Origin of the sequence: Labrys okinawensis (assembly GCF_047345005.1) — a bacterium.
Classification (GTDB): domain Bacteria; phylum Pseudomonadota; class Alphaproteobacteria; order Rhizobiales; family Labraceae; genus Labrys; species Labrys okinawensis.
The window spans coordinates 2476084-2497891 of the sequence record NZ_CP178864.1 but is presented as its reverse complement, the minus strand read 5'-3'; the positions used below and the strand labels follow the sequence as shown (position 1 = coordinate 2497891).

Below are 21808 nucleotides of genomic sequence, written 5' to 3'. Positions count from 1 at the left end.
TACTACTCCCCCATGTCGAGAGCCGGCGTGCTCTCGCCGCCAGGGGCCGGGCCCGGCGAACGCAACAGGTTGAAGCAGGCCGCGACCATCACACAGAAAGCGGCGCCGCCCAGGAAGATGAAAAGGATCCGCGGTCCGAGACGCATCATCAGGTCGGTCGACAGAAGAGGCGCTACGACGCCACCGATGGCGTAGAGCAACAGAAGGCGGCCTGAGACCAGAACCATGAAGCGGCTCTCGACCCGGGCGTTACCATAAGCGATGGCGAGCGGATAGATCGTCAGCGTCATCGCACCATACGCAAAGAACAGGACGAAAAGCAGCGGGGCGGGGCCCTTGCCCAACAGCGTGATGAGCCCGCATAGCAGTGCCGCGAACCCGCTGTTGAGCACCAGCAGCAGACGGCGGTCAAATTTGTCGGACAGCCAGCCGATCGGCGGCTGGGCCAGCAGCCCACCGATGCTGAAGGCCGTGGTGAGGCCAATGACGGTGCTGGTCGGCAGGCCGATCTGCTCGCCATAAAGCGGCGTCATGGCGAACACGTTGAGATTGGTCATGCCAGCCTGGAAGGCGGCGATGACGGTAACAGGCACGAGACAGGCAAGGCGCCACAGGCCGAAATTTTCGCGCGCTCCTTCCGGTGGGGAGGGCAAGGCCGGTCTGGGCTGTGGCAAGGTCGGCCAAGCATGCAGTCCAAATTTCGAGAGCAGGACACCGCAAACGCCCACTGAGGCGGCGAGGACAAACAGCGCCAGGCCCTGCGGCTCGGCGAGCCTCACCATCAGCTGGCCGAGCAACACGCTGAGCGCAGTCATCAGCATGTAGAGCGAAAACAGTGTGCCGCGATTGCGCGTCCCCGCATAGAGGTTGATCCAGCTCTCCGCCACGATGAAGAGGATCGCCATCGACAGGCCGTTGAGGAGGCGCAGGCCAAACCAGAGCATTGGCTGTTCGCCCAGCGCAAAACCGAAACCGGCCAGCGCCGTCAGCAGGGCAAGAGAGCGGAACGTCCTCTCATGGCCAAGCCGCACCACGATGCTGCGGGCGACCAGGCATCCGACGAGGAAACCGGCCGGGAAACCCGACAATATCATCTGCACTGCCGTGGCGCCGAAGCGGCCGCTGCCGAGGTGTAGCGAAACCACGGTGGTGAGCAGCCCGTTGCCGGCGCCGGCGATGCAGATGGCGGCCATCAGGGGCAGAATCTCGCGAGCCAGGGCGAGCGTCTGCCGCAATCCCGGCGTGGAGGTCGGTAGGGTACTCATGAGGGCTGTTCGTCCGGGTCGGGCTTGGCAAAAACGGGGGGCAGGCAGGCCAGGAGATCCGGCTCGATATGGCAGGCGACTTCATGGGTCGCCGAGAGGGTGCGCACAGGCGGTGGTACCGTGTCGCAGATCGCGCCGAGCTTGCGATGGCAGCGCGAGGCGAAGCGGCAGCCGGGCGGCACGTTGATCGGGCTCGGCGTCTCGCCTGCGAGGCGAATGCGTTCCTTGGGTACGGCGTCGGGGTCGGGACTGTGGACGGCGGAGAGAAGCGCCTCGGTATAGGGATGATAGGGCGGGCTGAAGATTTCCTCCACGCGCCCGCGCTCCATCACCTTGCCGAGATACATCACCACGACGCTGTCGGCGACATGACGGACCAAGGCGAGGTCATGGCTGATGAAGACGAGCGTGCTCTGCTTCTCGCGCTGGATGTCGAGGAGCAGCGTGACGACGGCGGCCTGCACCGAGACGTCCAGCGCCGATACGGGTTCGTCGGCCACGATGAGGCTGGGATCGGAAGCAAAGGCCCGGGCGATGGCGATGCGCTGCTTCTGGCCGCCGGACAACTGGCTCGGCCTTCGCTCGGCAAGGGCCGGCGGCAGGCGGACCATCTCCAGAAGCTCGCGCACGCGCTGGTCGATCGCCGCCCTGCCTTTGCGGATGCCGAACTTGCTGATGGTGCGCCGGATCGAGAAGGCGGCCGGATGAGACGGATTGAGCGTGCTGTCCGGGTTCTGGAACACCATCTGGATCGATTGCAGCATCGCCTTCGAGCGATGCCTGGCATCGACCTGGGCGATGTCGTCGCCCGCGAACCGGATCTGTCCGGAGGTCGCCTTTTCGAGGCCGACGACGATGCGGGCGAGGCTCGACTTGCCGCAGCCGGACTCACCGACCAGGGCCAGGATCTCGCCCCTGCCCGCCCCCAGCGAGATTGCCTCGTTGGCCACCACGGTGCGCGCCTTGCCACGACCGAGGACATAGAGCTTGGTGACCTCATCGACGACGAGCGCATCCGGCGCCCGGGCCATGGCGCCGTTGTCGTCGTGATTGACCGCCCTCGGTGGTTCGATCTCGTCCCAGCGTACGCAGCGGACTGCGTGCTGCCCGGCGTCGGCCTGCTGCATGGCTATGGAAGCGCCGCCGCAGCGCGAAGCCTGGAAATGCGCGCAGCGTGGGCCGAAGAAGCAGCCCTGCGGGCGCTCCTGTGGCAGGGGAATCTGCCCCTGGATCGGCATCAGGGCACGCGAGCGCTTGTCGGTGCCGATATCGGGAATGCAGCCGAGCAGGCCCTGAGCATAGGGATGGCGTGGATCACGGAAAAGCTGCGCCGTCGGCGCCTCCTCGACGATCTCGCCCGAATACATGATGCCGACGCGGTTGCAGGTGGCGGCGATCAGGCCGAGATTGTGGGAGATATAGAGCAGGCTTGTACCGTAGCGCCGGCGCAGATCGCCGATAAGGTCGAGAACCGCCGCCTCGACGGTGACGTCGAGGCCGGTGGTGGGTTCGTCGAGCAGCAGCAGCGCCGGCCGGGCCAGAAGAGCCATGGCAATGACGATGCGCTGCTGCTGGCCGCCCGAAAGCTGATGGGGATAGCGCTTGAGGATTTCGCGCGGATCCGGCAGGCGGACGTCCTCGATCATGGCGGCGGCCATGTCCATCGCCTCGACCTTGCTGGCCCCGAGATGGCGGAGCGGCACTTCGGCGAGCTGGGCGCCGATCGTCTTCACCGGATTGAGCGCGCTCATCGGCTCCTGATAGACCATGGCGATGCGCCGCCCGCGGATCGAACGCAGCAGATCCGGCCGGGCGCCGACGAGTTCCTGTCCCTCGAAGCGGATGCTGCCGCCGGCCACCCGGCCGTTCACGCCGAGATAGCTCATCACGGCCATGGCGGTGGTGGTCTTGCCGCATCCGGACTCCCCCACCAGCCCGTAGGCCTCTCCAGGGGCGATGTGGAAGGATACATCGGGCACGGCCAGCACCGTATCGTCCCGGCCCTTGAACTCGATGCGCAGATTGCGGACCTCCAGCAGGGCATCGCCTGCCGGAGCCGGGGTGATGGCACGGGCCTGTTCCTGCAAGGTCATGGCTTGAAGGCCTCCCGCATGCCGTCGGCCAGGAGATTGAAGCCGAGGACCAGGCTGACGATGGCGACCGACGGAGCCACCGACATCAGCGGCCAGACATTGATGACGGTGGTCGTCTCGCGCACCATGCCGCCCCAATCGGGGTTTGGCGGCGGCAGGCCGAGGCCAAGGAAGCCGAGGATACCGATGGTGATGATGGTGTAGCCGAGTCGCAGGCAGGCATCGACGATGAGCGGTCCCCGGCAATTGGGCAGGAGCTCGACGATCATGATGTAGAGCGTGCTCTCCGCCCTGAGGCGCGCCGCGGCAACATATTCGCGCTCCTTGAGGTCGAGCACGAGCCCGCGCACGATACGCCCGATGCCGGGCGCCGAGGCGATAGTCGTGGCGATGACGATGTTGAGGACGGACGGGCCGATATTGGCAATCAGGATGACGTAGAGCACCAGCACCGGGAAGGCGAGAATCACGTCCGACAGGCGGCTGACCAGCGTGTCGACGAGGCCGCCGAAATAGCCCGACAGCATGCCGATGATGATGCCGACCGTCAGGGCCACCGCCACGGAGAGCGGCGCCACCACCAGCACCGTCCGCGCCCCGAAGATCAGGCGTGAGAGGGTGTCGCGGCCGAGGATGTCGGTGCCCAGCCAGTGGCTGGCGGAAGGCGTGGGATCGGCAATGGCCATGACGTCCTGGTCCGTCGGCGAGGGGATCGGCAGGACCGGCGCGAGGATGGCGAGCACGACCCAGAACAGGATCAGGACGAGACCGATCACCGCCGTGCGGGAGCGGAAGATCCGCAGCCAGCCGCTCGTCCGACGGATTGGTTTGGGCTGGGCGGCGGCGAGCGTATCGATGCGGTCGGAGGCCATGGCTCACTTCACCCTGATACGCGGATTGAGGGCCATGTAGCCGAGGTCGCCGAGGAACTGTGTGACGATGGCGACGGCGACCGTGACGAGGGTGGCGGCCTCCACGGTCGAGATGTCGCCAAAAAGGCTCGCTTCGAGCAGCATGCGGCCGAAGCCCGGATAGGCGAAGACGAGTTCGGTGACCACCACGCCGCTGATCAGGAAGTTGAGCTGGAGCAGCAGTACCGTGAAGGGCGCGATCATCGCGTTGCGCAAGGCGTGGCCGAGGATGACCTGCCGCTGGCTCAGCCCCTTGAGGATGGCGGTGCGGATATAGGGCTTCTCCATGACCTCGATCATCGAGACGCGGATCATGCGGGCGACATAGCCGAAATCATAGATGACGAGCACGGCGACCGGCAGCACGAGCTGCGAAGGCACAGACCAGCCGCCGCTCGGGTCCATCGGGCTCGTTCCCGGCAGGATCGGCCAGAGGATGACGAAGAGCGTGACCAGGAACACGCCGGAGGCGAATTCAGGGATCGAGGTGAAGGTGATGGAGACGACCGACAGGATGCGGTCGAGCGCCCCGCCCTCCTTCAGGCCGGAGAGGACGCCGAAGATGATCGACAACGGCACGATGAGGGCAAAGGCGAGCCCGGCGAGGATGGCCGTATTGCCGAGTCGGTCCCAGATCACGTCGTTGACAGGCAGCTTGTAAAGGGTCGAATAGCCGAAATTGCCGAAATAGCGCGGGCCGCGTGGATCGGTGAAGTTCAGGCCATTGCCGGGATCCTGGAGCGGATCGGCGATGACGCCCGTCAGGATGCCGAGCCAGCGGCCATACCGGATGAGCAGCGGATCGTTTGCCTTCAGGCGCTCGGTCAGGATATCGACCTGCTGCTGGGTCGCGAACGGCCCCAGCGATTTCCTGGCGACGCTTCCCGGCGTGAACTCGGACACGGCGAAGACCACGAACGAGGCCACCAGCGCGGTGAGCACCATCATGATCAGGCGTCTGATAAGAAAGGAAGCCATCGAAACTAGCCGATATCCGGTTCGAGTTGCGCTGCCGACCCGGGGTAGACAGAACGGAAGGGCTGGAGCCCGTCCCCGGCCGGGGAAACCGGGGACAGGCTCACACATGGACGGACCTGCGGGAGTCAGGCGGCCGCCACTGCGTATTCGTTGGCGAAGATGTACTGTGAGGGATGGAGCTTGAAGCCCGTCACCTTCTTGTCCATCACCGTCGAGAAGACCCGCCAGAACGGCTGGACGATCGGCCCGTCATCCTGCATCAGCGCCTCGATCTTGGCCATCACGAGACTGCGCTGCTTGGGATCGAGGATGCCCTCGGCCTCGGTCAGCAGCTTGTCGAATTCGGGATTGGAATAGTTGGACTCGTTCCAGGCCGCATTCGAGCGATATGCCAGCGACAGCGTCATGATGCCGAGCGGCCGGTGGCCCCAGGCGGTGAGGCTGAAGGGCACCGAGGTCCAGACATCCCAATACTGGGCGCTGGGCAGCGACTTGATGTTGATCCTGACGCCGATATCCTTGAACTGCTCGGCCAGGACCTGAACGGTGTTGAGTTCCCAGATCGGATCGGGGCGCGTCACCATGTCGACCTCGAAGCCGTCGGGATAGCCGGCGTCGGCGAGCAGCTTCTTGGCCTTCTCGACGTCCTTGCCGTATTTCGGCAGGGCTGCATATTCGGGATGCGTCGGGGCGACGTGATGGTCTTCCGCCGAGGTTCCCGCGCCGAGCAGCACGGTCTGGATGACCTTGTCGTGGTCGACGGCCAGGCGCATCGCCTCGCGCACGCGCTTGTCGTTGAAGGGCTTCTGGTCGGGATGCATGCGGGCGACAGCCGTCTGTGTGGTGTCGACCTTGTGCACCGCCACATGCGGGAAGTTCTTCATCGCGTTGATCTGCACGGCATCGGCTTCCGACAGGCCGTCGACCTGGCGCGAGGCCATGGCGGCGATCTGGGCGCCGGGATTGTCGCCGAGATCGACGAACTCGAAGGTGTCGAGGTAGGGACCGGACCCCCAATAATCCTTGCGGGCCTTGTACTTGGCGCTCTTGCCCACCGTGAATTCGACGAGCTCGAACGGGCCGGTGCCGTTGGAGCCCGGGCCGAACACGCCGTTCTCGGCCGGATCGATGATGAACATGGGATAATGGAACAGATGCTCGGGCACCGCGATCTGCGGGGCGAAGGCATTCAGGCGCACGGTGTAATCGTCGACCTTTTCGATCGCCTTGTCGGACCACAGGCGGCTGGACTTCTTCGGCTTGCCGTCCTTGTCCTTCTCGCCGGTGTCGTATTCCTCGACCAGATAGCCAGTGAAGAGGCCGAGCACCGACGAGCCCACCGCCGGGTCGCTGACGCGCTTGAGGTTCCACACGACGTCATCGGCAGTGAGAGGCCGGCCGCTGTGCCATTTGACGTCCTTGCGGATATGCAGCGTCCAGGTCTTGAGATCGTCGCTGACCTCCCATTTCTCGAGCAGGTAGGGCCGGGTGATGTTGTCACGTCCGGTGAAGGTCAGGTACTCGCAGACCTGGCGGATGACATTGGAACGCTCGGCGAAATCGGCCAGATGCGGGCTCTTGATCTCCATGCAGCGCATGCCGATGCGCAAATTGCCGCCCTTGGGCATTTCCTCCGCATGCACCGTCCCGACGGGGTCGATCTCGCCGACCGCCTCATAGGCAAGTGCTGCGGAAAGGCCGAGCAATGTTGCCGTGCGCAGGAACTGCCTGCGGCTTACATCACCGACCTTGAACTCCTTCATCAAGGTTGGAACGTATGAATGTGGGTTCTTCGTCACTGGATGATCCCCATTTTGGATGTTTTATTCTGGATATGTACTTCAAGTTTCTGATCCTCTCTTGGTGAGAGGGCATTTCTTGAGTGAATTATTGAATTCAGTTCTTCTTCGGCACAGAACAATCCGCTCGCGATCACCGGAGCCCGACTGTCATATGGATAAGGAGTAGGTCGCTTCCAGGCCCATGGAAATGCACTAACGCGACATTTGACCTACAATAAGCGACATCGCCGGACTGATCCTGCACAAATGCCCGGCGTGCTCAATTTCGCGGCAAGATACCTTCGCTGCGCATCACGCGCGGCGTGACGCCGAACTGGGCGCGATAGGTACGCGCGAAATGCGTCGTCGACATGTATCCGCAGATCTGGGCCACCGTTGCGATCGAAAGATCGGTTTGCAGGATGAGATCGCGCGCCCGCGCCATGCGCAGGCCGGTATAGAAGGCCGACGGCGTCTTGCCGAGATGCAGGAGAAAAAGGCGCTCCATCTGCCGCGTCGACAGGTGCACGCGGCGCGCCAGCACCTGCAGGTCCACCGGATCCTGGATGCTGTCCTCCATCGCGGTGATCACCTCCGCCAGCTTGGCGTGCCGGATGGAGAAGCGCGATTGCGGCTTCATGCGCTGGAAATCGTGCTGCTGGCGGATTTCCGGATGGTTGAACTGGTCGGAGATCGCGGCGGCCAGCGGACGGCCGCGGCAGGCGGCGACGATGTAGAGCATCATGTCGAGCGTCACCGTGCCGCCGGAGGAGGTGATGAAGAGACCGTCGATGGCGAAGATCTCGTTGGTGACGATGCAGTTGGGAAACTCCTCCTGGAACAGCGGCAGCAGCTCCCAATGGACGGCGCAGCGGCGCCCCTCCAGCAACCCCGCCTGGGCCAGCAGAAAAGGCGCCGTGCTGATGGCCCCGAGCACGCAGGCCTGCCGATGCAGCCGGCGCAGCCAAGCAAACAGCCTGGGGCTGTAATGGCTGGCATGGTCGAGACCGGCGCAGACGATCACCATGTCGCAATGGGGCATGGTGTCGATCGAGCAATCGACCGGCATGACCACGCCAGCGCTCGCCATGACGCCGGCGCCATCCATGGAGATCAACGTCCATTTGAACACCGGCCGCCCGGCCAGCCGATTGCCCTGGCGCAGCGGGTCGAGCGCCGCCCCGAAGGTCATGAAGGGAAAGTTGCGCAGAAGCAGGATGCCGATGCTGATGGGCTCCGCAGCCGCGGCAAGGACTTCAAGAGCATTGGCGGCCTGCTTTTGCGTCATCGTAGCCCGTGCGGTTCTCCAAGAGGCATCACCAGAACGACTGCCGAGGGGCCGCTCATTCGTTATGAGCGACGCTTACTACTGCCTTGGACCACAAAAGAGTGCCCGATTGTAGTGCGACATCTTTTCGTAGCCAGTATGCACAACCTCGTCATTCATGGAGAACATGAAGAAATTGTTGAAGAAGCGTAGGCATCCGGCGTAGGCCGCATGCTGGCTACTCGGTCCGGTCCCATCGTGTGAGTAGTGTCGGGTCGTCTTTGTGCATCTTGATGAGCTCGATCAGATTCTCGATTCCAAAGTCGGTGAACGCCATGACGCCATCTTCGCCAACACCGTAGACCCAGATAACGCCATCCTCGATTTCCATTTCATTGGCAACGTCGTGCAGCCAGTCCTCGTCTTCACCCAGGTCCTGGGCGACGCGAGCGATGGTCGTGACGTGATGGACCTTATTGATGTGCATGGTCAGGCCGCTCGAGCGCGGATCGCTGATGCTGGAGACGTCCAGTTCCATGGCAGCAACTCGTCCAGCCGGTGAACGGGATGGGCGGCGATGCGAGAGAGGACGTCAGCCAGCCAGGCCTGCGGATCGACGCCGTTCATCTTGGCCGTGACAATGAGGCTGTACATGGCCGCTGCACGCTGCCCGCCGCGGTCAGATCCGCAGAACAGCCACGACTTTCTGCCAAGAGCAATACCACGCAGACTTCGTTCGGCGGCATTGTTGGACAGGCAAACCCTCCCATCTTCGAGGAACAGGGTGAAGCTCGCCCACCGCTTGAGGATATAGTTGAAGGCCTTGGCCAGGTCATGCCCGCGAGCCAGCCTGGCTGCCTGCTCGCGCATATAGACATGGAGATCCTCGACCAAGGGCCGGCTTAGGGTCTGTCGAACCGCCAGGCGCTCTTCTGGGCTCTGGCCATTGATGGATCGCTCGATCTCGAACAAGGTATCGATGCGACGCACGACCTCGATCGCAATCGGCGACAACACGATCTCCTTCTTGCCCGCGGCCTTGCGACGCGCATTCTCCTCGATATCGGCCATGGCAAAGAACGGGCGCCGCGCATGCACCCAACATGCCGCCTCCCGGATAGGACCGGGATTGCGACCGGCCAGATAGAGCTTGTTATAGCCCTCAAAGGCATCCGCTTGCAGGATGCCGGTATATCCGGCCAGATGCGCCTGAGGATGTTCGCCCTTGCGATCACGCGAGTAATAAAACAGCGCCGCCGGCGGCCCCGTGCCCCCAAAAGGTCGGTCATCCCGAACATAGACCCAGCATCGACCTGTGTCGGTCTTGCCTGCTGCCAGTACAGGCACTGTCGTGTCATCCCCATGGAGACGCTCGGCGGCCATGACATGCGCCTCGATCCGTCGGCGGAGGGGGGTCAAGCACCGTACAGACCGATCCGACAGCGTCGGCCATGGTCGACAGAGCGATCGGCACGCCCTCCAGGTCGTAGCGCTCGGCTTGACGGTTCAGGGGCTGGTGCTGACCAAACTTCTCGAACACCATCATGGCCAGGAGGCTGGGCCCCGCCCATCCCCTTGCAATGACATGGAACGGCGCCGGCGCTTGCGTGATCTTCTCGCAGTCGCGACAGCTGAACTTCTCCCGCACGGTCTCGATCACCTTCCATTGCCGAGGGATCGATTCCAGTGTTCGGGTCACGTCCTCGCCAAGTTTGCGCAGGCGATGGCCGCCACAGCACTCGCACGCTGTCGGCGCCTCGATCACCACGCGCTCGCGGGGAAGGTGATCGGGGAACGTATTGCGCTCAGGGCGCTTACGCGTAAATCCGTTCACAGCTGTTGTGTTGGCAACCGCTTTCTCGGCCGCAAGCTCATCTTCCGTGGCGCTGGCTTCCAGCTCCTCGAACGAAAGCACCAGCTGATCAATCAGGCGAGAAGAGCGTTCCGATCGCTGCCCGCAGACCTGGCGCTCCAGTTTGGCGATCCGCAGCTTCTGCTGGGCGATCAACGCCAGATCCTCGGACGCTTTCGCGCGCGCGACCGCGAGCTCTGCCGCCATCTGCAAAGCCTGCGCGCGCTCGATCCTCAACGCCTCTTTCAGGGCGGCGATGTCGTCGGGAACGGCGTCGCTGGCAGCATTCATGCCAGGAAGTGAATCACAAATTCGGCGCGTTGTGATGCCCCAAAATGGTCCTCGCTTCGCATTTTTCTGCCTCAACCCGCGCGCTCGGGCCGCCATGTCAGTTGGGGATTTCGCCAGTCGATCCCTTCCAACATATAGGCCATCTGCGCCGCCGAGATCGACACCGCCCCAGCCGATGCCGAGGGCCAGATGAACTTTCCGCGATCCAGCCGCTTGGCGTAAAGAGACAGCCCGATGCCGTCATGCCACAAAATTTTGGCTAGATCGCCACGACGGCCCCGGAAGATGTAGAGATCGCCCGCATGCGGATCACGTTTGAGGCTTTCCTGCACCGTCAGAGCCAGGCCTTGCATGCCGCGGCGCATGTCCGTGTGGCCCGTCGCGATCCAAACCCTGACATTGCTTGGGATCGGGATCATCGTCGGCTCAGAACATCAAGAACCCGCCCCAACGCCTCAGCGTCGACATTCTCATCAACCCGGATACTTTTGCCGTCACCGAGTTTGATTTCGATCAGGCCGCGGCGTTTCCTGACGGGCGCCCCCAATGGCGGTTCCATGGAGGGTGCCTTCTCGGCCACGAGCTCGGCTGGGACGATCCGGACTGGAACAAGGTGTGCCGCTGTCGAAGGGCTGCTCGCAACACGGGCCTGTCGCCGCCACGTGAACACCAAACTCGTCGCAATGCCGTGTCTGCGCGCGATCTCTGCCACCACCGCGCCAGGCGCCAACGTCTCTTCAATGATCCGCATCTTCTCGTCGCGAGACCAGCGACGGCGGCGCTCAATTCCGCCCAGAACTTCAACTCGCATCAACCGACCTTAAGGCTAGCCTTAAAGCCGCATGCTTCGCCTCAGGCCGTCACCATGCAAGGCGGCCCTCGCCGGAGGCCTACGAAGAAGCGCAGCATAGTTTCTTTCAAAACCGACTGAGTCTTGCAGTTGACATGGCCTAGCTTGGAGAACTCCGAGGCGTACGCCCGTCGGAACCGGGATCATCGTGCACCCAATACATCCAGCAAGCGTCTCAGGGCCTCCGCGTTGACATCGCGGTCAACCCGCACGCACTTTCCATCGCCCAGATCGATCTCGATAATGCTACTCCGGCGCCGAGGTCGTGGCGTTATACCCGCTTCATCGGGCGGGGGTGAAGCGGTCGACGTTATCTTCACCGGAACAATGCCCGTGGCCACCTCGCCAGCCAAGCGCCCTTCACGAGCCAGTCGGCGCCAGGTGAAAACAAGGCTTTGAGAGACGCCATGCCGTCGCGCCACATCGCAGACCACTGCACCCGTCTGCATCGTCTCTTCCAGGATCCGGATCTTCTCCTCGTAGCGCCACTGGCGACGACGCTCCCTGCCGAGGACTTCCATCTGCATTGAACTGATGACCTTAAGGCTAGATTTAAGGTCAGACCCTCCGATAGCTCAAATCAACGCACAAGACGGCCTTCCTCGGATGCGTACGGTTTGTGTCCAACCCTGATTTGTTTTTTGCAAGGGCCCGTACGATTGGACGTTCTGCTGAGCGTTCGGGCTTATCGCGATCGCTTTATGTGGAGTGGATAGCGCAGGCGCTTGCGCTGACGGGCAAAGCCAGCGTTCGCAGACGCAAGCTGCCGGCCGAGGAGGTTGTCTGGCTGGTGATTGCATTGGCGCTCAGATTGAATCACCAAGAATCGCAATGCTTTTGATGCCAATTCGATAACTTGAAAATCCGCTCCGACCTGAACGCATTTTGCTTTAGGGACGCCATGCGTCACGAACGACTCGCAACACCCCAACGAAGAAGTCTATCTTCCGTTAGCCTGACATGGATTGGATTTTCCGCCTGATCTTCTGCCATTTGCGCGTAAGTCGGTATGCTATGCCGCGCCGGCGAAGTGCTGGCGAGGAGGGAGACGGTCCCCCTTTTACTGGCTCCCACTTCAGCATCTCGAAGGCCCAGAGCCCTGTTTCCTCTTCAAGTAGATGCCAGTCCTCGTCGATGTCCTCAGCGTGAACACGAACTGCTTGCATGAAAAACATACGATGCAAAGGGTTGACAACGGCGCTATAGGCCATGGCCCGCAATTGGTCGGCACTTGCTAGGTTGGGAGAGGTGGGAGAATAGGTGGCACCGGCCGGCGAAAGAGAACACAGCAAGATATTGTCCGAGTCTGTCTCGACGTGAATGTCCTGCCATCTTCCAACCGCGTGACCTATAAAATCCCCGTCGATCGTATCGCGCCGCAAAGCACTCAGACATCCCGTTTTCGAAAAGTCGATCATCAACGGATGCAAGTGGAAGTTGCGGGCAAGAAATCCCCTACCCGGCATCGCCCACAAACACGTCGTCGGGTATAGGGAGAATTCCGGGGAGTCAAAGAAAGTTCTTTTAGTCTCGCGATGGAGATGGTCAAGCGCGAACCGTACCATTTGTCTAGGGGCTAGCCTCAGAATCCCTCCATCATCGCCCGCAAGACAAGTACGCAAAGCGGGTAGCGCACTCTCTTGGGTAAGCCGTGGGCCGATCGTCATCACCGCCCGCTTGCCGACCACGGCGAGTCGCACCACGCTAGCTAGTGAACCGTCCGCCACCAAAATGTCCGGCGCCAATATGATGGCGTGAGCCCCTTCCGCCTGGGCTCGATGGGCTGCCGCGCTATGAGCCTTGCTCATAGCAACATAAATAGTCGCTTCAACAGTTGGATCTATATGAGCATACCTCACATCGATCAGACGGGCGAGGCTTTGGACCGACGGCGCCTTCCGGATCAACTTTTCGTCTTCTACGCGCGTGTAGAATGTAACGTCCGATGCCGGCATTTGCGCCAATGCCGGAATATTGCCGGGGGACAATAGCGTGGGGATGGTAACATCTACCATCGTCTCGATATAGGACGCTCCCCAAACGACCATAACAACATGAAATTTCATGCAGTTAGGATCTCAACAGTTCCCACGACGGCGCGAAGGGTCTCCTTTCCATGATCGTGGCCTGGGGTCACTGGAGAAGACCTCGTCGATGGAACCGCAAGGCTCAGCCAACAAGAAACCGCAAAGCGATGGCATGCGGCTCGCATCAAGCAACGTGGGGGGTAGGATTTCTGCAAGTGGAATTCCTCGTGTAGAGGCGGCGCATAGGCGACTACACTCGTTACTACGTCGAGTCGAGTAGCAAAATAAGATCCAGTCTCATGGTAATTCATATCAAACGCCCGGGATACCCGGTACATGCCCTCCCCTTCCCCTCCCAGTCTCCGTGATAGCATCTATGGGTTGTGTTGCAAATTTTCAGGCAAGAGTGGATTGAACAGCCTGCGGGTCTGCGCCCCGGCGCCAGCTTGTGGATCAGGTGCGGGAGGGCTGGAAAGTGTCAGTCCGGAAGGCCTGCCAGGCTTTGCGGATCGATCGCTCCCTCTACACCTACAAGTCCCGGCGCGGCGATCAGGTTTACCTGGCAACGCAGCCATGCGGTATGCGCAAAGGGTTAGATGGCTTGCTCGCTACGCCAAGCCTTTACAAAGCAGTGGACGCTGTCATGCGCGCCCTCATAGCCTCGATCGCGCAGTTCTTTGAAAAGCCGGATCGGTGCCTTCGCTCATTGCCGCACGGACCGAAAGTCTATGATATGCCCTCTTTCGATATGCACAACCTTGTCAGCATGGGCATAGCTCTCCTGGCGGTGCGCGATAAGAATGAGCGTGCGGCCGCGCGCCAGGTTCTGAAGCCCCGCTTGCACATATTGCTCCGATTCAAGATCGAGCGCGGAGGTCGCTTCATCCAATAGGATGATGGGCGCATTCTTGAGGATCGCGCGTGCGATTGCGATACGCTGGCGCTGCCCGCCGGAAATCGCATTGCCGTGCTCACCGACGTGAGCATCGTAACGTCCGTCGAGCTTTTCAATGAATTCGTGCGCATAGGCGGCCTTAGCGGCAGCGACGATTTCCTCGTCGCTGGCGTCCAAACGCCCATAGCGGATGTTCTGCATGATTGAGCCCTTGAATAGAAAGGCATCCTGCGACACCACCGCGATGGCTTGCCGCAGCGAAGCCAGGTTGAAGCGCGAGACGTCCTGGTCATCGATCTCGATAGTACCGCTGCGCACGCGATAAAACCCTTGCAGCAGATTGAAAATGGTCGACTTACCGCTCCCGGAAGGCCCGATGAGCGCAGTGCTCATACCGGCTTCCGCGACAAAGTTGAAATCCTGCAAGACCTTGACATTGTCCCGATAATTGAAGGTGACGTGTTTGAGCGCTACCTTGCCGTTGGACACAACCAGATCTGGCCGAGGGTCGATTTCGGGTTCGACGCTCATCGTGTGCAAGAAATCGAACATCATGCGCACGCCGACAAGCTGCCCGCTCAGATCTACGTTGAACTTCGCCAGGCGCTTGGCCGGCTCATAGGCCAGCAGGAAAGCGGTGATGAAGGAAAAAAAGGCGCCGGGCGTCTGTCCCTGATGAATGACCCTCCAGCCTCCATAGAGAATAACCAGCGCGACGGTAAGTCCACCCAAGGTCTCCATCATTGGGCTGGAGCGGGCGCTGACCACCGTCAGGCGGGTGGATGCCTTCTCGAATGAGCGAATGGCCTGCCGCATGCGATCGAGCATGAAAGCGTTGAGATTGAACGATTTGACGACCCGTATGCCTTGCGCGGTTTCCTGCACCGTCTCCATGATCACGGCATTGCTAGAAAACTCGGTCAACATGATCTTCTTGGAGCGCTTGATTAGCTTACGCACGCCAAGGACAGCAAAAGGCATGAAGGCGAAGGCTCCGATCGACATCAGCGGGTCTTGAATGACCATTACCGTGACCAGACCGATCAGCGTCAGCAGGTCGCGTCCGACCACCGTCACCAGCATGTTAAGGGCATTGCGCGCAGAACTGGCCATGAACGATTGCTGGGCAATGAACTCGGTGGAGTGCCGCCCCGAGAAATAGGCGACGTCCTGCGACAGCAGGTGCTGGAACATGCGCTCCTGGATCGACGCAACGATGCGGTTGCCGACCTTTGCCAACGTAACATCCTGGCCATACCCTGCCAGCCCCTTGGTCGCATAGGCAACCACGACCGCACCGGAGATCAGCCACATCATGGCGATGCTCTTGTCGATGAAGACCTTGTTGATGACGTCGCGCATCAACCAGGCCGTCATGGCGGTTGCCGCTGCCGCAACCGCCATGAAGCTGAACGCGACGATATAGCCGCGCGCATGCAGCCTACCCTGCTCTTTGAGCAATTGTCCGCAAAGAGACAGCGTCCCGTTGGGGTCCCGAACGATATCCCAATTCGGGATAAGTCGGTTGAACATACAAACACCACCATTCAACTTGGAGCGCAGCGATCGGGAATCCGGGGCTGCCTCAACTATTTCAAAGATCGTCCCCTCAAGCCGACTGACCTTTGTCGAACCGGCTTTGTTCAGCGGCGCAACGCCCGGATCCGGGATGAAACTCTACAACGATCTTGCCTCTCTTCGGCTACATCTGCCTAATGGCTTTGACCACAAATCTCAATGGGGCAAGGCTCAATCTCCTCGCGGATAGGCGCGGATATAATGCTGGTATCGAGGAGATACCAGTGCACCGGTTGCGGGGGGAGCCGGTCGCGACTGCGACTTGAAGCCGGAAAGAGATATATACTTTTTAGATAATCAGAATCTTTTTTCAGTTTTTATAGTTTTGGACCACAACAAAGTGCCAGATTGTAGTGTGACATCTTTTCGTAGCCAGTATGCACAACCTCGTCATTCATGGAGAACATGAAGACATTGTTGAAGAAGCGCAGCATAGTTTCTTTCAAAGCCGATTGAGTCTTGCAGTTGACATGCCCTAGCTTGGAGAACTTGGAGGCGTATGGCTGAGATTCCAGAGACGGTGTTCCGATAATGCACACGCCAGTCGATATGAGTGATCGAGTGAGATTCTGCAGGAAGATGTTTTCGTCTGATGGCTGGATATGCTCCAGAACATCGAGGCTGTAACAAGCGCTGTAGTCGCCCTCGACCGGCCCGGACATCATGTCGTGCCTGCGAAACTCGACCGGGAACTTTTCGCTGGCCACCAGTCGCGCGGATTCGAGAAGTTCGGGATCGAAATCGATCGCCGTCAAGTTCTTCACGGACTGCGCGACAACACGAGAACCGAAGCCATCGCCGCAGCCGATCTCAAGTGCTTTTTCGGTCCCCGACAGCATCTTCGCCACGAATTTGTAGCGCGCAAGCATGAAGGTGAGCCGCCTGGGATCGTCGAGCCATGCCCAGCTCGTCATGAACCCCATGCGTTCGAGGCCACGACGCCGGATTTCAGCGATAGGCTCGCCATACTGAAATTCGCCCTCGCGGGCAGGCGCTTCGCTCATGTCACGGTCTCCAAATTCGAGCATCTTGGTTGATTATACGGAACACACCTGAATGTCATCGAGCTTTCACGGACTCGGGCGCCGCAAAAGCGGACGGCATCAAGGCTCACTTTCCGAAAGCAGAACTCGCTCGATCGCGTTCAAGGGTTGAGGTGGGCGAAATCCGGTCAGATCGGAGAGACGGGCACAATCAAGGGAGGTGAAGGGGGTGATTTCCTCGGCAGGAAGTCCCCGGGATGCAGCGGAACAAGGGTGCACCAAGGAGGATTCGGCACCGATCCTGGAGGCCAGATAAGAAGCAATTTCATAATAGCTCGCATCCGAGGCGCCGGATATCTGGTAGATACCGCCCTCCCCGCGCGTCGCGATAGCGGTGAGCGCATCAACGCCGTGCTGGATGGTTATTGGAGAGATGCGGTGATCATCGAACGCCTCGATAGACTGCCGCCGTCCAAGGGCTGCTACCCATCCCCGAAAGAGTTGTTGCCCCGGCGAAACTATCTTGGTCAACCGAACAACCGTCGCCAATCGGCCCAACCCGAGTATCCGTCGCTCAGCTTCGGCCTTGGATTGGCCGTACATGCTCTCGCCGCCATAGTCGCGGTCGGGCTGCATCAACGGCGCCTGGCAATCAAAGACCGCAGATGTCGACAGGAAAACAACTTTGGTACCTGTGGAAACGAGATATGACGCCAACGCTTCGGGGGCGACACAGTTGATCTGCTTCGCCAGTTGTGGCAACGCCCTGCAGGCGGCAAAGCTCGTCATGGCGGCACAGATGAAGACGATATCGGCGCTTGGGATGCCTGCTATATCCGGTTCCGTCAAATCGAAATGAACTGTCCTGCCAGCGACAACACGATCGAACCGCCGCGTTGTTCCAATGACGTCGAGCCCGCCGGCCGCGAGCGCGGAGAAGAGCGCGCCACCAACGAGCCCATCAGATCCGATTACGATGGCGCGCATTGTCTTTGGGCAATCTTGGGTGTTGAGAGCGGCGAACTAAGGTGCCATCTCGGGTGGGATATCATAGACCACATCGGTCTTTCGCAGGCGCTCCGCCACGCGATGCGCCGTTGATTTCGCAAGCGGCACATACACGTTGCTGCCTGCCGGGATCTCCTGGGGGGCAAGGATCGGTCGTCCTTCATAGGTCTTCCCAACGCGGGTCGCATCCTCATCCACGAAGAAGGTGACACGATCTCGCAAGGCTCCATAGAGCCACATTCCGGAAATCGATGTACCGAAAATGCCAAAACCTTCAGAATGCTCGGACGACTGGCGGGCACTGTCGAGTACGTTCTCAAGCCAATCCAGCGTTCTCTCGGCGATACTTTCTCCGGCTTGGGGATCCGGATCGAAAAGGGCCGGATTTCCCCGTCGGCCAAGCAAGGTGTTTTCCTTCGCAATGATATTGTTGTCGAGAAAATCCACCGCAACGGAGGCACGTCCCGCCAGAGCCCGCAATGTCGCCCGCGTGAAGTGCGTGCGATGGTCAGCAACCAGAAGATCGAACGGAGAGGTTTCGATATCCGGTATTTCAACAAACAGTGTTGCATCCACTCCAAGAAGACTGGAGGCTTCGGTAAGTGCATCCAGTGGCGCTGGCATGTGTTCGAGCGAGTGGATAAGACTGACGACATCATATTGTCCGTCGATTGGGCCAGTATGCAATGTCTCAAAACCCGGAATGGCTTGAAGGCGTGGCAGTGCGCCGTCTGACAATTCGCTACCGTCGAAGCGCCAGCCTGGCAGCAGCGCGCTGAAATTCGCCAGAGCCGAACCATTGCCGCAGCCTATATCGATCAGACGTCCATGCGCGCGCTTGGGCAGCTTCCCCACCACGAAGTCCACAAGCATGCGGGAACGAGGGACCGGCTGTCCGGCAGGCGAGAAAATTACCTGCTCAGCCCCCTCAGAGAGATGATAGATCTGGTAGGCGTCGTAGATACGCTTGATCTCATCGAGCCAGACGGCGTCAGCTTCTTTCTGAATCGTTCCGCATCGTTCGCACACCGCCAACGAACCACCTGCCGGCCATGGCTTGCAGTCACTCGTAACGCGTGGCAATCGCGCGAAACGATCAAGGCGGCGCAATGAAGTCGCGGCGCAGACAACACAGGAAGATGACATTGTAGACCGACCTTCTGACGAGCTAGGCAAAAGCGGCATCGAGGGCCACTTGGAGTACATTTATGAGGAGATGACAGGCTTTACTGATAGAGGTCGCATAGAGATAGAGGCCTAGAGCAAGCCAAGTTCACCGGCAATCGCAGCAAATGACAGGCCATGCGCCGCCAACACATCATCGTGGTTGCCATAAAGGTGGATGAATTCGTCCTTCAGGGAGAAGAGCCGCAGATCGCATCCCGCCCGTGTATCCCAGGCCAATTCCTTGACACGTGAGCCCAAACCGCCATGGGGTACGTGCTCCTCAATCACCACCACTTGGTCGTGACTCGCCAGCACCGCGGCCAGACCATCGGCGTCCAGGGGCTTGAGGGTGTGGACGCTCACGACGGTAGTCGGCTGCCCGCTCCTGCGCTCCACGGCGTCAGCTAAGGCAAGCGCCGTCTTGGTGATCGGACCATAGGTGAGGAAGGCTGTGCCCCAGCCTTTGCGCAGATGGCGTATGCGCCCGAAGATAAAGGCTTCGGCGGCTGCGCTAGTCAGATCCGGTTCGCCGGCCTTACCAAGGCGCAAATAAGCAGGGTGCTGATTGTTGAGCGCAAGCCAGCGTGTGGCTGCTTCGGTTTCGGCCGGGTCGCAGGGAGCCACCACCGACATATTCGGCAGAGAAGTCATCAGCGCAACGTCCTCCATTGCGTGATGGGTGCCCCCGAGAGTGGAATAGGAAACTCCGCCGCCGATGCCAACTACCGTTACCGGCAGGTCTTGGTAGCACAGATCGTCGCGGATCATCTCATAAGGTCGAAAGACGGAGAAGGTCGCAATTGTGTAGGCGAAAGGCCGAAGCCCCCTCTGCGCCATGCCGGCACAGAGGCCGATCATTACCTGCTCAGCGACGCCGGTGTTGATGAAGCGATCGGGAAAATCCTCACGGAACTTGGCAATTGAGCCCGCCGGCGAGATATCGGCAACTACGACGACCAGACGAGGATCACGCTGGCCCAGTTCATAAAATGTGGACGCGAACCTATTCCTCATGATGCCTCGCCGTCGGCCGCAAGTTCAGCAAGGGCCAGCGCATATTCGTCCTTATTGGGCGAACGATAGTGCCATATGGGAGCATCGATCATGTAAGAGACGCCCCGCCCCTTTACCGTCCTGCATGTAAGGAAGAATGGTTTGTCGCCCCTTCGGTTTTGTACGGCTTCTACAATCGCGGCACTGTCATGCCCGTCGACATCGACTGCTTCCCAACCGAAACTCGTGAGCTTTTCAGACACCGGTAGGAAGTGCGGATGTGTTTCCGTTGTGCGACCGAGCCCCTGGTAGTCGTTGAAATCAAGGAATGCCACCAGGTTGCCGAGCTTCAGGTTGGGCGCCATCATTATGGCCTCCCAGATTGAACCTTCTTGCATCTCGCCATCGCCCAGCACCACGTGGGTGGTCCGGTCCGCACCCTGAAGCCGGTCGGCATAGGCCATGCCGGCCGCGAGCGCCAGACCATGACCAAGCGAGCCGGTAGATGCCTCGATACCCGGCTGGCCGTAATCGGGATGAGCGCCCAGATGCCCATGGGGCTGGCAATAGCTGTTGAGGAGCGAGGTTGGCAAGATTCCAAGATCCTCGAGCACGGCGTACTGGGCCATGACACCGTGCCCCTTCGACATGACAAAACCGTCAGCCAAGCTGCCATCGGGCTGTCGCCGCATGAGAAGATTATAGACGGCGTCCACAATCTCGAGGCAGGAAAACGCTGGTGCAAGGTGCAATGCAGGGACCGTCTGAGAGATCGCCAGAATGCGGCGGCGATATTCACGGCATCTGTCGCGGACGGCTTGCCAATTCTGAATGTTGGAAATCATCGCCTATCGCTCACCCTCGCAATGTATAGTCGCGAGGCGCAAGCTTGAGCTCATCGAGGTAGGTCCGCACCCAATCGACCACCTCGGCTAGGCCCTGCTGCCAGCCGATCTCGGGTTCCCAGCCGAGATCGCGCTTGATGGCGGACGAGTCCAGCCAATAGCGGGAGTCTTGACCAAGCCTGTCGCCCGTGACCTCGCACAGATCCTCAAACGGCACAGCGATGGCTTCGGCGCAGAGTTCGACGACGCGGCGGATCGATGTTGGCTCCCTCGGCCCGACATTGTAGACCTTGCCGAGCGGAGCGCCTTCTGCCGTCAAGTGAATGGCGCGGCCGAGATCTCGGGCGTGGATATAGGACTTTTCTGCCTTGCCGCCACCGTGCAAAGGCAGTTTTTCGCCGATCAGTCCCGACAGAATGGCCTTGGGAATGACGCGATGCAGCAACTGGCCCGAACAATAGGCATTCGAGGGGCGCAGAATGTTCATCGGGAATTTAAGGAAGCGCGACACCGACAGAAGATACATGTCGAAGGCGACCTTTGAAGCAGCATAGGGGCTCGAAGGCTTGATCGGCTCTTCCTCGGTCACGGCCCGGTCGACCGAGCCATACATTTCCGACGTACCGATCTGAATGAAGCGCTCCAGCCAGTCACGTTTCATCAGTTCTTCGGAGAGGCGGACCAACGCCATCGAGTTTGTCTCGAAGAATCGCCAGGAGTGCTTCCAGGACACGGCCCCTTCGCCTTGGGCCGCGAAATTCACGATGACGTCGGGCTTTTCGCGATCGAGAAGCTCCAGCAGCAGGTCCAGTTCGTAAGTGATGTGGCGCGCGTGATATTCGTAACCCTCGCGCTTGTCGATATCGAGCGAAAAGGCCGACTGTCGCAACGGATTGCGGCCGATGCCGATGACCTTTTCGGGCCTGGCATGGTCAAGGAGATAAAGAGCGGTGTGGATGCCGAAGCTGCCGCCGCCGCCGAGGATGGCATATTTCTTACCGGGCATAAGTTCACTCACATTGGA

20 protein-coding genes are annotated in these 21808 nt (G+C 60.4%); 1 reads left to right on the top strand and 19 read right to left on the bottom strand.

The genetic code is table 11. From position 1 onward, the window contains the following. Window positions 1-2: 2 nt before the first annotated feature. The 11 genes from ACMDCR_RS11795 to tnpA (ACMDCR_RS11745) form a co-directional block, all read right to left on the bottom strand. Window positions 3-1265 carry an MFS transporter gene (locus ACMDCR_RS11795; RefSeq protein ID WP_413992707.1) on the bottom strand — a complete coding sequence of 421 codons (1263 nt, stop codon included), beginning with the start codon at window positions 1263-1265 and terminating at the stop codon, window positions 3-5. After that, the gene (locus ACMDCR_RS11790; protein WP_413992706.1) at window positions 1262-3358 is read right to left on the bottom strand and encodes a dipeptide ABC transporter ATP-binding protein; all 2097 of its coding nucleotides are present in this window, start codon (window positions 3356-3358) and stop codon (window positions 1262-1264) included. The genes ACMDCR_RS11795 and ACMDCR_RS11790 overlap by 4 nt, the downstream gene beginning before the upstream one ends. Further along, window positions 3355-4230: an ABC transporter permease gene (locus ACMDCR_RS11785; protein ID WP_413992705.1), complete on the bottom strand. Its 876-nt coding sequence runs from the start codon at window positions 4228-4230 to the stop codon at window positions 3355-3357. The genes ACMDCR_RS11790 and ACMDCR_RS11785 overlap by 4 nt, the downstream gene beginning before the upstream one ends. 3 nt (window positions 4231-4233) lie before the next feature. Continuing rightward, window positions 4234-5247 (bottom strand): ABC transporter permease, encoded by a 1014-nt coding sequence (locus ACMDCR_RS11780; RefSeq protein ID WP_413992704.1) that lies wholly within the window; start codon window positions 5245-5247, stop codon window positions 4234-4236. Window positions 5248-5372: 125 nt separating this feature from the next. After that, window positions 5373-7010, bottom strand: a complete 1638-nt coding sequence (locus ACMDCR_RS11775; RefSeq protein WP_413992703.1) for an ABC transporter substrate-binding protein — start codon at window positions 7008-7010, stop codon at window positions 5373-5375. A gap of 298 nt (window positions 7011-7308) precedes the next feature. Continuing rightward, on the bottom strand, window positions 7309-8316 hold the full coding sequence (locus ACMDCR_RS11770; protein ID WP_413992702.1) for a GlxA family transcriptional regulator: 1008 nt from the start codon (window positions 8314-8316) through the stop codon (window positions 7309-7311). Window positions 8317-8533: 217 nt separating this feature from the next. After that, window positions 8534-8833, bottom strand: a complete 300-nt coding sequence (locus ACMDCR_RS11765) for a hypothetical protein (protein ID WP_413989784.1) — start codon at window positions 8831-8833, stop codon at window positions 8534-8536. Beyond that, a protein-coding gene (tnpC, locus tag ACMDCR_RS11760; RefSeq protein ID WP_413989783.1) for an IS66 family transposase occupies window positions 8785-10438 on the bottom strand; the annotation gives its coding sequence in 2 pieces (ribosomal slippage) (window positions 8785-9708 and window positions 9710-10438; 1653 coding nt in all). The genes ACMDCR_RS11765 and tnpC overlap by 49 nt, the downstream gene beginning before the upstream one ends. A gap of 71 nt (window positions 10439-10509) precedes the next feature. Then, complete coding sequence (gene tnpB / locus ACMDCR_RS11755; RefSeq protein WP_413989782.1) at window positions 10510-10803, bottom strand: IS66 family insertion sequence element accessory protein TnpB; 294 nt, start codon at window positions 10801-10803, stop codon at window positions 10510-10512. A 50-nt stretch (window positions 10804-10853) separates the two neighbouring features. After that, a complete protein-coding gene (gene tnpA / locus ACMDCR_RS11750; protein WP_413989781.1) occupies window positions 10854-11249 on the bottom strand; it encodes an IS66-like element accessory protein TnpA in 396 nt (131 codons plus the stop codon). 182 nt (window positions 11250-11431) lie between these two features. Next, window positions 11432-11815 carry an IS66-like element accessory protein TnpA gene (gene tnpA / locus ACMDCR_RS11745; protein WP_413992701.1) on the bottom strand — a complete coding sequence of 128 codons (384 nt, stop codon included), beginning with the start codon at window positions 11813-11815 and terminating at the stop codon, window positions 11432-11434. Window positions 11816-11907: 92 nt separating this feature from the next. Between tnpA (ACMDCR_RS11745) and ACMDCR_RS11740 the strand changes: the two genes are divergently transcribed. Next, window positions 11908-12129, top strand: coding sequence for a transposase domain-containing protein (locus tag ACMDCR_RS11740; protein ID WP_413992700.1), 222 nt, complete (start codon window positions 11908-11910; stop codon window positions 12127-12129). Window positions 12130-12238: 109 nt separating this feature from the next. On the opposite strand, the gene ACMDCR_RS11735 is transcribed toward ACMDCR_RS11740, so the two are convergent. From ACMDCR_RS11735 to ACMDCR_RS11700, 8 genes are all read right to left on the bottom strand, one after another. Continuing rightward, window positions 12239-13354: a hypothetical protein gene (locus tag ACMDCR_RS11735; RefSeq protein ID WP_413992699.1), complete on the bottom strand. Its 1116-nt coding sequence runs from the start codon at window positions 13352-13354 to the stop codon at window positions 12239-12241. A gap of 664 nt (window positions 13355-14018) precedes the next feature. Then, window positions 14019-15743 carry an ABC transporter ATP-binding protein gene (locus tag ACMDCR_RS11730; protein WP_413992698.1) on the bottom strand — a complete coding sequence of 575 codons (1725 nt, stop codon included), beginning with the start codon at window positions 15741-15743 and terminating at the stop codon, window positions 14019-14021. A gap of 362 nt (window positions 15744-16105) precedes the next feature. Next, entirely contained in the window at window positions 16106-16792 is a 687-nt protein-coding gene (locus ACMDCR_RS11725; RefSeq protein WP_413992697.1) for a class I SAM-dependent methyltransferase, read from the bottom strand. 99 nt (window positions 16793-16891) lie between these two features. Next, window positions 16892-17758 carry an SDR family oxidoreductase gene (locus ACMDCR_RS11720; protein ID WP_413992696.1) on the bottom strand — a complete coding sequence of 289 codons (867 nt, stop codon included), beginning with the start codon at window positions 17756-17758 and terminating at the stop codon, window positions 16892-16894. A gap of 36 nt (window positions 17759-17794) precedes the next feature. Then, the gene (locus ACMDCR_RS11715) at window positions 17795-18808 is read right to left on the bottom strand and encodes a class I SAM-dependent methyltransferase (protein ID WP_413993594.1); all 1014 of its coding nucleotides are present in this window, start codon (window positions 18806-18808) and stop codon (window positions 17795-17797) included. Between the two features lie 228 nt (window positions 18809-19036). Continuing rightward, entirely contained in the window at window positions 19037-19960 is a 924-nt protein-coding gene (locus ACMDCR_RS11710; RefSeq protein WP_413992695.1) for a transketolase family protein, read from the bottom strand. After that, on the bottom strand, window positions 19957-20784 hold the full coding sequence (locus tag ACMDCR_RS11705) for a transketolase (protein WP_413992694.1): 828 nt from the start codon (window positions 20782-20784) through the stop codon (window positions 19957-19959). The genes ACMDCR_RS11710 and ACMDCR_RS11705 overlap by 4 nt, the downstream gene beginning before the upstream one ends. Before the next feature lie 10 nt (window positions 20785-20794). Then, window positions 20795-21790, bottom strand: a complete 996-nt coding sequence (locus ACMDCR_RS11700; protein WP_413992693.1) for a GDP-mannose 4,6-dehydratase — start codon at window positions 21788-21790, stop codon at window positions 20795-20797. Between the last annotated feature and the right edge of the window lie 18 nt (window positions 21791-21808).